This window comes from Planococcus salinus (genome assembly GCF_003719725.1).
Lineage (GTDB): Bacteria > Bacillota > Bacilli > Bacillales_A > Planococcaceae > Planococcus > Planococcus salinus.
Genome location: NZ_RIAX01000001.1, coordinates 278733 through 291327 on the forward strand (window position 1 = coordinate 278733; position 12595 = coordinate 291327).

The 12595-nt window shown below is 47.6% G+C and carries 13 protein-coding genes; 10 read left to right on the forward strand and 3 right to left on the reverse strand.

The window, feature by feature from the left end; all coding sequences use genetic code 11:
• Window positions 1-26: 26 nt before the first annotated feature.
• The 5 genes from rpoD to EEX84_RS01385 all read left to right on the forward strand — a co-directional run bounded on the left by rpoD (window position 27) and on the right by EEX84_RS01385 (window position 4928).
• Window positions 27-1181 (forward strand): RNA polymerase sigma factor RpoD, encoded by a 1155-nt coding sequence (rpoD, locus tag EEX84_RS01365; protein ID WP_123163779.1) that lies wholly within the window; start codon window positions 27-29, stop codon window positions 1179-1181.
• Between the two features lie 202 nt (window positions 1182-1383).
• A complete protein-coding gene (locus tag EEX84_RS01370) occupies window positions 1384-2523 on the forward strand; it encodes an acyl-CoA dehydrogenase (protein ID WP_123163780.1) in 1140 nt (379 codons plus the stop codon).
• A gap of 127 nt (window positions 2524-2650) precedes the next feature.
• Window positions 2651-3061 (forward strand): cytochrome c550, encoded by a 411-nt coding sequence (gene cccA, locus EEX84_RS01375; protein WP_123163781.1) that lies wholly within the window; start codon window positions 2651-2653, stop codon window positions 3059-3061.
• Window positions 3062-3118: 57 nt separating this feature from the next.
• On the forward strand, window positions 3119-3832 hold the full coding sequence (locus tag EEX84_RS01380; protein WP_123163782.1) for a tRNA (adenine(22)-N(1))-methyltransferase: 714 nt from the start codon (window positions 3119-3121) through the stop codon (window positions 3830-3832).
• Window positions 3819-4928 (forward strand): Nif3-like dinuclear metal center hexameric protein, encoded by a 1110-nt coding sequence (locus EEX84_RS01385; protein WP_123163783.1) that lies wholly within the window; start codon window positions 3819-3821, stop codon window positions 4926-4928. The genes EEX84_RS01380 and EEX84_RS01385 overlap by 14 nt, the downstream gene beginning before the upstream one ends.
• A 187-nt stretch (window positions 4929-5115) precedes the next feature.
• Here EEX84_RS01385 and EEX84_RS01390 read toward each other — a convergent pair whose 3' ends face one another.
• Window positions 5116-6096, reverse strand: coding sequence for a 4-hydroxy-3-methylbut-2-enyl diphosphate reductase (locus EEX84_RS01390; protein ID WP_123163784.1), 981 nt, complete (start codon window positions 6094-6096; stop codon window positions 5116-5118).
• A 132-nt stretch (window positions 6097-6228) separates the two neighbouring features.
• On the opposite strand from EEX84_RS01390, the gene EEX84_RS01395 reads away from it, so the two are divergent.
• The 5 genes from EEX84_RS01395 (at window position 6229) to EEX84_RS01415 (ending at window position 10563) form a co-directional block, all read left to right on the forward strand.
• A complete protein-coding gene (locus tag EEX84_RS01395; RefSeq protein ID WP_123163785.1) occupies window positions 6229-7524 on the forward strand; it encodes a DEAD/DEAH box helicase in 1296 nt (431 codons plus the stop codon).
• 12 nt (window positions 7525-7536) lie between these two features.
• A complete protein-coding gene (locus EEX84_RS01400) occupies window positions 7537-8430 on the forward strand; it encodes a deoxyribonuclease IV (RefSeq protein WP_123163786.1) in 894 nt (297 codons plus the stop codon).
• A gap of 105 nt (window positions 8431-8535) precedes the next feature.
• Window positions 8536-9309 (forward strand): metal ABC transporter ATP-binding protein, encoded by a 774-nt coding sequence (locus tag EEX84_RS01405; RefSeq protein ID WP_123163787.1) that lies wholly within the window; start codon window positions 8536-8538, stop codon window positions 9307-9309.
• Window positions 9302-10156 (forward strand): metal ABC transporter permease, encoded by an 855-nt coding sequence (locus tag EEX84_RS01410; protein WP_123163788.1) that lies wholly within the window; start codon window positions 9302-9304, stop codon window positions 10154-10156. The genes EEX84_RS01405 and EEX84_RS01410 overlap by 8 nt, the downstream gene beginning before the upstream one ends.
• Window positions 10153-10563: a Fur family transcriptional regulator gene (locus EEX84_RS01415; protein WP_123163789.1), complete on the forward strand. Its 411-nt coding sequence runs from the start codon at window positions 10153-10155 to the stop codon at window positions 10561-10563. Before EEX84_RS01410 ends, EEX84_RS01415 begins: the two co-directional genes overlap by 4 nt.
• A 228-nt stretch (window positions 10564-10791) precedes the next feature.
• Here the strand turns inward: EEX84_RS01415 and EEX84_RS01420 are convergent, their stop codons facing one another.
• Both EEX84_RS01420 and ispG read right to left on the reverse strand, forming a co-directional pair.
• The gene (locus tag EEX84_RS01420) at window positions 10792-11370 is read right to left on the reverse strand and encodes a hypothetical protein (RefSeq protein WP_123163790.1); all 579 of its coding nucleotides are present in this window, start codon (window positions 11368-11370) and stop codon (window positions 10792-10794) included.
• Window positions 11371-11382: 12 nt separating this feature from the next.
• A complete protein-coding gene (ispG, locus tag EEX84_RS01425; protein WP_123163791.1) occupies window positions 11383-12504 on the reverse strand; it encodes a flavodoxin-dependent (E)-4-hydroxy-3-methylbut-2-enyl-diphosphate synthase in 1122 nt (373 codons plus the stop codon).
• Window positions 12505-12595 lie beyond the last annotated feature (91 nt).

Below are 12595 nucleotides of genomic sequence, written 5' to 3' on the forward strand. Positions count from 1 at the left end.
ACCGGTTTTTTAAAGGAGGAAGCAACATGGCTGAAAAGTCTGAACGTCCAAACGAAGTTGAAGCACGAAATGTCCCTTTGGTTACCGAAGGTCCTGAAACATCTGTAGAAGAAGCAAAAAAGCAGCTGATTGAAGCAGGGAAAAAAACAGGTGAATTGAATTATGAACAAATTGCTGACAAATTGGCTATTTTTGAATTAGAGTCTGACCAAGTGGAAGAATTTATTGATCAGTTGGAAGGCCATGGCATCGACCTTGAACGAAAAACCGATGATGAAGAACATTTGGATCGTCTCATGAAACCAACCGAAGAAAAGTTCGACTTGAACGATTTGAGTGTTCCACCGGGCGTAAAGATCAACGACCCGGTACGGATGTACCTGAAAGAAATCGGCCGTGTCGACTTGCTGAAAGCTGAAGAAGAAGTCCGTTTGGCCAAACTGATCGAACAGGGCGATGAAGAAGCCAAAAAGCGTCTGGCAGAAGCCAACCTGCGATTGGTGGTCAGCATCGCGAAACGCTATGTCGGACGCGGAATGCTGTTCCTGGATCTGATTCAGGAAGGGAATATGGGTCTGATCAAAGCGGTTGAAAAGTTCGATTACTCCAAAGGGTTCAAGTTCAGTACGTACGCCACCTGGTGGATCCGTCAAGCCATCACACGTGCCATTGCCGACCAGGCGCGCACCATCCGGATCCCCGTGCATATGGTCGAAACCATCAACAAACTGATTCGGGTCCAGCGCCAATTGCTGCAGGATCTGGGACGTGAACCATCCCCGGAGGAAATTGGGGAAGAAATGGACCTGCAGCCTGAGAAAGTACGTGAAATCCTGAAAATTGCTCAGGAACCAGTGTCGCTTGAAACACCAATCGGCGAGGAAGATGATTCACATCTGGGAGATTTCATCGAAGACTCTGATGCGCAATCCCCTTCTGACCATGCAGCCTATGAACTGTTGAAAGAGCAATTGGAAGATGTACTGGATACGCTGACCGACCGTGAAGAAAACGTACTTCGCCTGCGCTTTGGCCTGGACGATGGACGCACACGGACACTCGAGGAAGTGGGCAAGGTATTTGGTGTGACGCGCGAACGCATCCGTCAAATCGAAGCAAAAGCACTCCGCAAGCTTCGCCATCCTTCGCGAAGCAAACGCCTGAAAGACTTTTTGGAATAAAATCCGCCGCTCTCATGACATCATGAAGGGCGGTTTTTTTTAATGGTCTATCCTTCCGGCTGACATCATGAAGGGCGGTTTTTTTTAATGGTCTATCCTTCCGGCAACCGGCTATAAACTTTTACTTATGCTTGAGTTTATTGAAATTCTTCCTATATAATGGGGAATGTAAGCGCATTCAACACAAAGGGGATGTAATGAGATGAACTTTGATTTGACACAGGAACAGCAGATGATCAAAAAGACCATTAAAGAATTTGCAGACGAAGTGGTGGCTCCGGGGGCAGTGGATCGTGACCGCTCAAAGGAGTTTCCGGCAGATATCTTCAAACAGCTTTCCGACATGGGGATGATGGGATTGCCGTTTGATGAAAAATATGGCGGAGCAGGAGCGGACACGACCAGTTTTGCCATTGTGACAGAAGAATTGAGCCGAGCTTGCGCTTCCACAGGGATCACCTATTCCGCACATATTTCCCTGGGCGGGGCGCCGTTGAATTTGTTTGGCACAGAACAGCAGAAACAGCGTTATTTGACACCGATCTGCAAAGGCGAGTCGTTTGGCGCGTTCGGTTTGACGGAACCAAATGCCGGGTCTGATGCAGGGGGTACACAGACGCGTGCCACAGAAGATGGTGATGACTGGGTCATCAACGGATCAAAAGTCTATATCACCAACGCCAGCTACGCCAATCATTTGGCATTGACGGCAATTACGGGAATGGAAGGCGGCAAAAAAGAGATCAGTGCAATTATTGTACCGACCGACGCGGAAGGTTTTACCATCATCGACAACTACGAGAAAATGGGGCTTAACGCATCCAATACGACGGAGCTGGTTCTCGACAATGTACGGGTACCGAAGGAAAACCTGCTGGGTAAACGGGGGCAGGGGTTTAAGCAGTTTATGGCGACATTGGATGGCGGCCGCATCGGAATTGCAGCAATGGGTGTCGGAATTGCGCAAGCCGCATTTGACCGGGCATTGCGGTACTCAAAAGAACGCAAACAGTTTGGCAAGACGCTGTCCGAGTTTCAAATCACACAGTTTAAACTGGCGGATATGGCAATGAAAATCGAATTGGCGCGCAATATGGTCTACAAAGCTGCCTGGCTGAAAGACCAGGGACGGCCATTTACAAAAGAGGCGTCGATGGCCAAATTATACGCTTCTGAAATTTCCATGGAAGTAGCGGATGAAGCGATACAAATCCATGGCGGCTATGGCTATATGAAAGAATATGAAGTGGAACGCTATATGCGTGATGCCAAACTGTTGGAAATCGGGGAAGGAACTTCTGAAATCCAGCGAATGGTGATTGCGCGGCAAATTGGCTGTTAAATTGCTGAATTTGTCACAATCAGTCAAATTATCTCCGTTTTGGCTTTTCGTTTTGCTTGGAATGCAGTACAATAATGAATGTTACGCATAGTATCATAAGCAGAACTAGAAGAAGGAGGGGTAACGGATGCAAAAAAATGCAATTGTACCTTATATCTTAATCATGGCGTTTGGTATCGGTCTGATCTTCTTTTTATCATTGGAAGGTGCCAATAACCAGGATGAAATTGCTGAAGAGCATGCAAGCGAAGAAGAAGGCGGTTCCGGCGGTGGAGAAGAAGAGCCGACTGATGACGGTTCTGGCGACGAAGGCGAAGGCGATACTGCTTTCGATCCTGAAGCTCACGCACAGCAAAACTGTATTTCCTGCCACGGTTCAAGCTATGAAGGCGGCATGGGACCATCATTGATCGGTCTTGATATGCCACAGGAAGAAGTGGAAGACGTCCTGCTGAATGGTAGAGGCGCTATGCCGGGCGGACTTGTTCCGGAAGAAAATGTTTCAGCAATGGCTGAGTGGGTATTGTCACTCGAATAGTAAAAAAACCCTTAGTTCTTTCTGAGCTAAGGGTTTTTTATTAATAGGAGGAAGCGGATGAACGCTCAACAATTATCGAATCGTTTGATGAGAGTGGCACATCACGTGCCGGCAGGAGCGGTAGTAGCCGATATCGGCAGTGATCATGCTTATCTGCCCTGTTATCTGGTGCTGAATGGCATAGCAGAAAAAGCGATAGCAGGAGAAGTTGTGCAGGGCCCTTATGATTCAGCGAGAAACCAGGTGATTCAGGAACAATTGACAGGACAGATCGAGGTCAGGCTGGCCAGTGGTCTCGGTGCTGTCCAACCGCAGGACGGGGTGACCGTTGTGACAATTGCCGGCATGGGTGGCCCTTTGATCCGGACAATCCTGGAGCAGGGGAAAGAGCGGCTGGCCGGAGTTGAACGGCTAGTGCTGCAGCCGAATGTCCACGCACGGTCAATCCGGGAATGGGCGGTTGAAAACGGCTGGTCAATCGTTAATGAAGAAATCTTGAAGGAAAACGAAAAAATCTATGAAATTCTCATTCTTGAACAAACGGATAAAACAAAAGAACTGTCTCCTGAAGAATTATTGATGGGTCCTGTGCTTATGAAAGAATTTTCTGCTGTGTTTCAGGAAAAATGGACGAAGGAATGTGCACAGTGGAAAAAAATCATTTCCTCCATGGAATCGGCAGAAGAAACACCGGAACTGGCAGAAAAAAAGCAGGAACTTTCAGGGAAAGTAAAACTTGTAGAAGAGGTGCTGAAAAATGAAAATTCCTAACGGTCAGCAAATCATCGAAGAGTTCGAAAAGTGGTCGCCGAAGTATTTGGCAATGGAAGGCGATCCGATCGGTTTGCATGTCGGTACATTGAACAAAAAGGTGGAGCGCGTACTGGTGACGTTGGACGTCAACGAAGAAGTTGTCAATGAAGCTATTTCCAAAGGGGCAGGATTGATCATTGCGCATCATCCGCCGATTTTCAGACCGCTGAAAATCCTGCAGACCGATTTTCCGCAGGGACGCCTGATGGAAATGCTGATCAAGCACGATATCGCGGTATATGCGGCCCATACCAATTTGGATGTGGCGAACGGCGGCGTCAATGATTTATTGGCGGAAGCGCTCGGACTCGAAAACACAGAAGTGCTGGTGCCGACTTATGAAGCGGAGCTTGTTAAAATTGCTGTTTTTGTTCCGGAAAGTCACGAAGAGCAGGTGAGGGAAGCACTCGGCAAAGCAGGAGCCGGCTCGATTGGCGATTATGAACATTGTTCCTATACTTTGTCTGGGACAGGGCGTTTCCGTCCGACAGCTGACGCGGATCCGTATATCGGGGAAAGCGGAAAAATGGAAGTCACGGAGGAATCGAAAATTGAGGTGGTCATCCGCAAAGCGGAAAAAGACCGCGCCATCAAGGCGATGATTGCCGCACATCCTTACGAGGAAGTGGCGTATGACGTTTTTACGCTTGAAAACAAAGAAGTGCCGATGGGGCTCGGCAGAATCGGGCGTCTGGAAACTGCGATGAGCCTTCGGGAGTTTGCAGAACATATCAAAGAACGCCTGGACGTGCCGGCTGCGCGTGTTGTCGGAAATCTGGATGCGCCGGTCAAAAAAGTCGCCGTGCTTGGCGGAGATGGCAATAAATACATCCAGCAGGCAAAACGTGCAGGTGCGGATGTGTATGTCACCGGCGACTTGTATTTTCATGTGGCTCAGGACGCGGAAGCGATGGGGCTGCACGTGATTGATCCCGGTCATCATGTTGAAAAAGTGATGATTAAAGGTGTCGTCAATGAAATGTCCAAGCGGCAAAATTGGCAATGTGAGTTCCTGCCTTCCGAAGTAGATACCGAGCCATTCAATTTTTTGTAGGAAATATGCAGGTTCGATGAAAAGGAAAATGGCTGCCCGCTTTCGGTCAGCCATTTTTTCGTTTTTCTGACACGAACAATGGTAGACAGAGCAGAAAAGTGGACTTATGCACGTTCCGGAAAAATTCCGTAACAAAAATGTTAAAATCGGCAATAAAAAAAAGAGGCCTGGGCCTCTTTTTTGTGTTTTATTGATTTGCCGGGTAAGGTTCAATCCGCTCTGATGGTTGCGGGTTTTTGATTTTCGGCAAAATCTTGTTGAGTGGTACGCTACGTTCCAATGTGTGCGTCTCTGGATCATTCGGGTCGTATTGATCCAGAAATTTCATAACTTCTTTGACGATCGGTGTCGGAGTGGAAGCACCTGCAGTAATGGCGACAGTCTCGACGTTTTCCAGCCATTCCAGTTTCAGTTCCGAAAGGTCGGAAATGCGGTATGCCGGTGTGCCGGCAATGTCCTGGGACACTTGTGCCAAACGGTTGGAGTTATTGCTCATCGGATCCCCTATGACGATCAAAAGATCAGCATCTACAGCCTGTTCGGCTACCGCTTCCTGCCGGACTTGTGTGGCCAGACAGATTTCTTTATGGACTTCCGAGTGCGGGAATTTCTCTTTCAGCCGCTCCATCATATGAACGACATCCCATTGGCTCATCGTCGTCTGGTTGGTGACAATGATCTTTTCGGAATCCAGTTCCAGGCGATTGACGTCTTCGACCGATTCCACTAAGTGAACCATGTCAGGCGCAACGCCAATGGCTCCTTCCGGCTCTGGATGCCCGCTTTTGCCGATATAGACGATCTGATATCCTTCTGCAGTTTTTTCACGGATCAAATCATGAGTCACGGTAACGTCGGGGCAAGTGGCATCAATGGAAACAAGGCCTTTGCGTCTGGCAAGCTCCCGGACTTGAGGAGACACGCCGTGTGCTGTGAAAATAACGGTTCCTTTTTCAACTTTCTCGAGAATTTCCAATCGGTTTTTGCCATCCAATGTGATGATGCCGTCTTCTTCAAAAGCATCTGTCACGTGTTTGTTGTGGACGATCATTCCCAGTATATAAATAGGGCGGGGCAAAGATTTGTCCATTGCCGCATTTTTGGCAATGACCATTGCATCCACCACTCCATAGCAATACCCTCTTGGCGATATTTTCATTACTTTCATGTACTATCGCACTCCTTTCAAAATCATACTTTCATTATAACGGAGACGGCTGTGCATTACAAAAAGTTGCCGTTCGTGAAAATAAAGAAATTATGCTATAATGTCAAGAGCTTAAGGAGGGAACTTTATCCCATGACAAATTTCAACGAATATCCATTCAAACCGTTTTTGCAGGAAGCGATTGCAAAACTGGGTTTTAACGAACCGACACCCATCCAAAAAGAAATCATGCCTCATATATTAAAAGGCAACAGCGCCATCGGACAATCCCATACAGGAACCGGCAAAACGCACAGTTTCATCATTCCGATCGTCGAACGCATCGATGCCGGCAAGCAGGAAGTGCAGGCGGTCATCGCGGCTCCGACGCGCGAGCTGGGTACACAGATTTACAACGAATTGATAAAACTGGTGGAAGGTTCCGGCATCGAAGTGAAATCTTTCATCGGCGGAACAGACAAACAACGTTCCATCAATAAGTTAAAAACTCAGCCCCACATTGTTATTGGAACACCTGGCCGTTTGAAAGACCTGGTCAATGAAAATGCCTTATTGGTGCACACCGGCAAAATTCTGGTGGTGGACGAAGCGGATTTGGCATTTGATATGGGCTTTATCGAGGAAATCGATCAAGTGGCCGGCAAAATGCAGGAAGACTTGGAAATGTATGTTTTTTCTGCGACCATTCCGGAAAAACTGAAACCTTTCCTGAAAAAATACATGGAATCACCGGTTCATGTGAACATCGCGGATAAACGCCCGACAGCGGAAGGACTGGATTTCTATTTGGTGCCTGTGCGCAGCAAAAAGAAAATGGAACGTCTGAAGGAAGTGATGGACGTGATCAACCCATATTTGGCCATCATTTTCGTCAACACGCGCACCAATGCTGATTACGTGGCAGATGAATTGTCGAAAGCCGGCATCCGTGTGGGACGTATTCATGGGGATCTGGCTCCGAGAGAACGTGTGAAAATGATGAAACAGATCCGTGATCTGGAATACCAATACATCGTGGCAACCGATTTGGCAGCACGGGGCATTGATATTCAAGGCGTCAGCCATGTCATCAATTACGAACTTCCCGAAGACCTGGAGTTCTTTATTCACCGTGTCGGCCGGACTGCCCGCGCAGGACTGAAGGGCCTGGCAATTACATTGTTCAAGCCGGAAGACGAAGACGCGTTGGTCCGTGTCGAGAAAATGGGCATCCCATTTCAGCAGAAAGACATTGTAAAAGGCGAATTTGTTGACCTGAAAGAACGTCACAGCCGCAAAAAGCGGGTACGGACGGAAAATGAAGCAGACGCCAAAGCGAAAACGATGGTCCATAAACCGAAGTCGGTCAAACCGATGTACAAAAAGAAAATGAAGTGGAAAATGGACGAAATCAAAAAAGCGGAACGGCGGAAAAACCGCAAGAAGTAAGGAGCCGAAGAAATGCTATTAGGATCTCATGTGTCAATGAACGGGAAAAAAATGCTGTTGGGCGCAAGCGAGGAAGCAGCGTCCTATGGTGCAACAACTTTCATGATTTATACAGGAGCGCCCCAGAATACACGGCGCAAACCGATCGAAGAGTTGAATATTGAAGCTGGACAAGCCCACATGGCAGCCAATAACCTGTCAAATATCATTGTCCACGCACCTTATATCATTAATATCGCCAATACGCAAAAACCGGAAACCTTTGCGCATGGTGTGGAATTTCTGCAAAAGGAAATCGAACGCACTGCTGCGCTGGGTGCCAAACAAATCGTTCTGCACCCTGGAGCACATGTCGGTGCCGGAGCGGAAGCCGGCATTGCAAAAATCATCGAAGGTTTGAACGAAGTGCTGACGCAGGATTTTCCGGTCAATATCGCTCTTGAAACAATGGCTGGAAAAGGCTCTGAATGCGGCCGAAGCTTTGAAGAAATCGCGGCAATCATCAATGGCGTAACCCATAATGAGCGTTTGTCGGTGTGCTTCGATACCTGTCACACGCACGATGCCGGGTATGATGTCAAAGAAGATTTTAATGGCGTGCTGGAAGAGTTCGACCGGATTGTCGGCATCGACCGTTTGCAGGTGCTGCATATCAATGACAGCAAAAATGTCCGCGGTGCGGGCAAAGACCGCCATGAAAATATCGGCTTTGGCGAAATCGGTTTCGATGCTTTGAACGGCATTGTCCACCATCCGGATTTGATGCACGTGCCGAAAATTCTGGAAACCCCTTACGTTGGGGCAGATGCCAAAAACAAAAAAGCGCCTTATGCGTTTGAAATTGAAATGTTCAAAAATGGTGTCTTTACGCCGGGTGTTATTGAAGACCTGAAAATCCCTCTTTAAACAGAGGGATTTTTTTGAGTTCAATCTGTTTACATCACCCACAATCTCAATTATACTTTTCTAATGTAAATCGTAATTATTATTATTTAGAAAAGAGGCGAAACGATGGTTGCGCCATTAATTGAAATCAAAGACATCAGTTTTGAATACGAACAGACAAAAGCGCTGGAAAACATTTCGATGTCAGTGCAGGAAGGCGATTTTCTTGCCATCCTCGGTCCAAACGGATCAGGGAAGTCAACGCTGTTGAAAATCATGCTTGGGCTGATCAAACCCACCAAAGGATCGATTAAGCTGTTTGGTGTCGATTCGAAACAGTTTAAGAACAGGGAATGGGTTGGTTACGTCTCGCAGAAGTCGAATTCCTTCAATTCGGGTTTTCCGGCAACTGTGGAAGAAGTGGTGGCCGGCGGTTTGGCAAAGAAGTCCGGGTTGTTCCGGCGGTTGCCGAAATCGGCCAGAGAAGATGTAAAAGAAGCGCTTGAGGCTGTCGGGATGGAAGCGTTCATCGACCGCAGCGTCAGCGAATTGTCGGGAGGCCAGCAGCAGCGTGTTTTCATCGCACGGGCCCTGGTGGCAAAACCGAAAGTGCTGATACTGGATGAACCGACGGTCGGCATCGATCATCAGAATGTCCAGTCATTCTATAATATGCTGGCGTCGCTTAATCGGGACAAGAAAATCACACTGGTCCTCGTCACGCATGACGTCGATACGGTAACAGACCGGATTACGCACGTAGCATGTTTGAACCAGACCATTCATTTCCACGGATTCAAAGAACAGCTTCATACGATGAGCGATGAACAGCGTGAAGCCTGGTATGGCCATTCCGTCCGGAAAATTCACCATGTCGGAGGGAGCCACAGCCATGCTTGAAGCCATTTTTTCCTATGAATTTCTGCAGAATGCCTTTGGCGCCGGTTTGATCATTGGTGTGATTGCTCCGCTGCTCGGGGTCTTTATCGTGGTCAGACGGCTGTCGCTCATCGCCGATGCGCTCAGCCACGTTACGCTGGCCGGCATCGCCGGAAGCTTGTATCTGAGTCAGAGCGCAGCGGTTTTTGCATCGTTGAATCCGTTGTTTCTGGGGATTTTTGCTTCTGTTGGAGGGTCGGTTCTGATTGAACGGCTGAGAAGTTTATACAAGCATTACGAAGAGCTGGCGATTCCGATTATACTATCCGCCGGAATCGGTTTTGGGGCGATATTCATTTCCCTGGCACAAGGGTTCTCGAATGATCTGTTCGGCTATTTGTTCGGTTCGGTTTCAGCTGTCAGCAGAGAAGACTTTTTGATTGTTGCCGGAATCGCCATTGTGGTTCTGCTGTTTATCCGGTTGTTTTTCAAAGAGCTTTTCGTGTTGTCATTTGATGATGAATACGCCAAAGCCTCCGGACTTCCTGCCAAATGGGTCCACTTTCTTTTCATGATTGTCACCGCACTGGTGATTGCCGGCTCGATGCGGATTGTAGGGATCTTATTGGTTTCGTCATTGATGACAATTCCTGTGGCTACAGCGATGCGAGTCTCGAAAAGTTTCAAGCAGACCATCTTTTTGTCCATTCTGTTTGGAGAATTGTCGGTGATTACTGGATTGTTCACCGCGTTTTATTTCAACCTGGCGCCCGGCGGTACCATTGTCGTAACTTCGATTTTTCTGCTGCTTGTCGTCATTGGATATAAAAAAGCCGCGGTTTCCAGGAAAAAGGGGGCGATTGCATGAATCTGACAAAAGCATGGGACATATTAAAAGAGAATGGATTCAAGGAAACATCAAAGCGCCAGCAGATTTTGGAGCTGTTTTCGAAAGATGACCGTTATTTGACGGCGCGTGACTTATTGGATGTGATGCAAAAAGATTATCCAAGCATGAGCTATGATACGGTCTACCGCAATCTGGCGACGTTTGTGTCATTGGGGATTCTGGAAGAAACGGAACTTTCCGGTGAGCGCCATTTCCGGATGCATTGTGAAAGCGATCAGCACCATCACCATTTTATCTGCATGGACTGCGGAAAAATCAAAGAAATTCCCGTATGCCCGATGGATATGCTCGGAGCGGCTTTGCCGGCTTATGAAATCGACAATCATAAATTCGAGATTTACGGAAAGTGCCCGGAATGCAAATAGAAAAGCGGTGGGGCGGAAGTGGAGAAAAATCCATTTCCGCCTTTTTTGTTATATTCGGGGCGAATTTTGGAGAACGCAGATAAAACTCCAGCATCGCAAATAAATTCCTCTGATCGCTAATAAAGTTTCTCCAGCGCGAATAAAATAAGTTCATTGTATATAAAATCAAAAATCGTCCACAAACCCAAAAAAAGAAGGCACTCGCCATCAGCGAATGCCTTCTTTTACTTATACGTTTTGTGCAAGGAACTCTTTTTTCACCCATTCGTCGGCTTCGAGCCAGTTGTAGACCCGAATGACGTTTTTGGGAGCGGGCATCCGGTTATAGGGTGTGTCGAATAACAATACCGGGATATCCAGTTCCTCGCTGATTTCCACGGCGTTATCATGCTTGTCTTCAAAAAACAGATCGACATCATGCTTTTGGGCCGCTTCGATTTTTTTGTGTGTGCCAATCAATTCGATGTGGTCGTACGCAATGGCGTGATGCTTGAACCAGTCATACGTCACATCCAGGACATTATCGCCCCGTGCCGAAATATAAAACAGTTCGAATTGGTTTTTCCATTGATTTAGTACCGCTTTGGCATTTTCTGATACAGGAGAAGAGGAATAGATCTTGGATTCCATACTGCGGAACCAGGAATAGACTTCTTCCTGCGAAGCATGCGGCAAAGCTGCTGATAAATCATATTCTTTGATGTCTTCCAAGGTCAAGTCGCTTTTGAACGCCTCATTCAAATGAGGAAGCAGTGACGTGGGACACGTCACAGTTCCGTCAATGTCAATTCCAAATCGGTGTCTCATCGCTTCACAACCTTATGCTTTTTGTTGTTCAAGTGCTTCTTTTTCTTCTTTTTGCTTGGCAAAGTATTCTTCAGCCAGTTTGTCGATTTCCACTTTCAATTCCTCGACCATCGTTTCTTCCGGAACTTTGCGGACTGTTTTGCCTTTCATGAACAGCAGCCCTTCGCCGCGGGCACCGGCAATGCCGATATCCGCTTCGCGTGCTTCTCCGGGACCGTTGACGGCACAGCCGAGAACTGCCACTTTAAGCGGCGCTTTAATAGTGGAAATATACTCTTCGACTTCATTGGCGATTTTGATCAGATCAATTTCGATGCGTCCGCATGTCGGGCAAGAAATAAGTGTGGCGGCATTTGAGGAAAGGCCGAATACCTTCAGCAGTTCACGTGCCACTTTCACTTCTTCCACCGGATCGGCACTCAATGACACGCGCAATGTGTTGCCGATGCCTTTTGCCAGAAGTGCCCCTAAACCGGCGGAACTTTTCACGGTGCCGGAGAACAACGTACCGGATTCTGTGATGCCGAGATGGAGCGGGTAGTCGAACGCTTTGGAAGCTTTTTCATAAGCTTCGACGGCCAGGCCGACATCCGATGCTTTCAATGAAACGATGATGTCATGGAAATCAAGGTCTTCCAGTATTTTAATGTGGTGAAGTGCGCTTTCCACCATACCGTCAGCTGTTGGATAGCCATATTTTTTCAGGATATGACGTTCCAATGAACCGGCGTTGACACCGATGCGAATCGGAATGCCTTTTGCTTTGGCTGCAGTGACGACAGCTTCCACTTTTTCACGCCGCCCGATGTTACCCGGGTTGATGCGGATTTTGTCTGCACCCTGTTCAATGGCGATCAATGCTAATTTATAATCAAAATGGATATCGACCACCAAGGGAATATTGATGCGTTTTTTGATTTCGCCGATGGAGTAGGCTGCGCGCTCATCCGGGCAGGCCACACGGACAACCTGGCATCCGGCTTCTTCCAGGCGCAGGATTTCTGCTACTGTCGCTTCCACATCATGAGTTTTTGTCGTAGCCATACTCTGAATGAATAATTCATTGCTGCCACCGATCGTCAAATCTCCGACTTTTACGGGGCGTGTGTTTGAACGGTGAATAATTTCACTCATTAATAGTTCTCTCCTTTTGGGATTCACTGGCTTTCAGCCAGCTCCGCATTTCTAGCAATTTCTATTACCTACAGTCATTTTAGCAGTGTCC

Coding starts and splice junctions, on each gene's coding strand:
- ispG (WP_123163791.1), bottom strand. CDS start 12,504: ATGAGTGAAATTATTCACCGTTCAAACACACGCCCCGTAAAAGTCGGA.
- cccA (WP_123163781.1), top strand. CDS start 2,651: ATGCAAAAAAATGCAATTGTACCTTATATCTTAATCATGGCGTTTGGT.
- EEX84_RS01410 (WP_123163788.1), top strand. CDS start 9,302: ATGCTTGAAGCCATTTTTTCCTATGAATTTCTGCAGAATGCCTTTGGC.
- rpoD (WP_123163779.1), top strand. CDS start 27: ATGGCTGAAAAGTCTGAACGTCCAAACGAAGTTGAAGCACGAAATGTC.
- EEX84_RS01390 (WP_123163784.1), bottom strand. CDS start 6,096: ATGAAAGTAATGAAAATATCGCCAAGAGGGTATTGCTATGGAGTGGTG.
- EEX84_RS01420 (WP_123163790.1), bottom strand. CDS start 11,370: ATGAGACACCGATTTGGAATTGACATTGACGGAACTGTGACGTGTCCC.
- EEX84_RS01395 (WP_123163785.1), top strand. CDS start 6,229: ATGACAAATTTCAACGAATATCCATTCAAACCGTTTTTGCAGGAAGCG.
- EEX84_RS01415 (WP_123163789.1), top strand. CDS start 10,153: ATGAATCTGACAAAAGCATGGGACATATTAAAAGAGAATGGATTCAAG.
- EEX84_RS01380 (WP_123163782.1), top strand. CDS start 3,119: ATGAACGCTCAACAATTATCGAATCGTTTGATGAGAGTGGCACATCAC.
- EEX84_RS01400 (WP_123163786.1), top strand. CDS start 7,537: ATGCTATTAGGATCTCATGTGTCAATGAACGGGAAAAAAATGCTGTTG.
- EEX84_RS01370 (WP_123163780.1), top strand. CDS start 1,384: ATGAACTTTGATTTGACACAGGAACAGCAGATGATCAAAAAGACCATT.
- EEX84_RS01385 (WP_123163783.1), top strand. CDS start 3,819: ATGAAAATTCCTAACGGTCAGCAAATCATCGAAGAGTTCGAAAAGTGG.
- EEX84_RS01405 (WP_123163787.1), top strand. CDS start 8,536: ATGGTTGCGCCATTAATTGAAATCAAAGACATCAGTTTTGAATACGAA.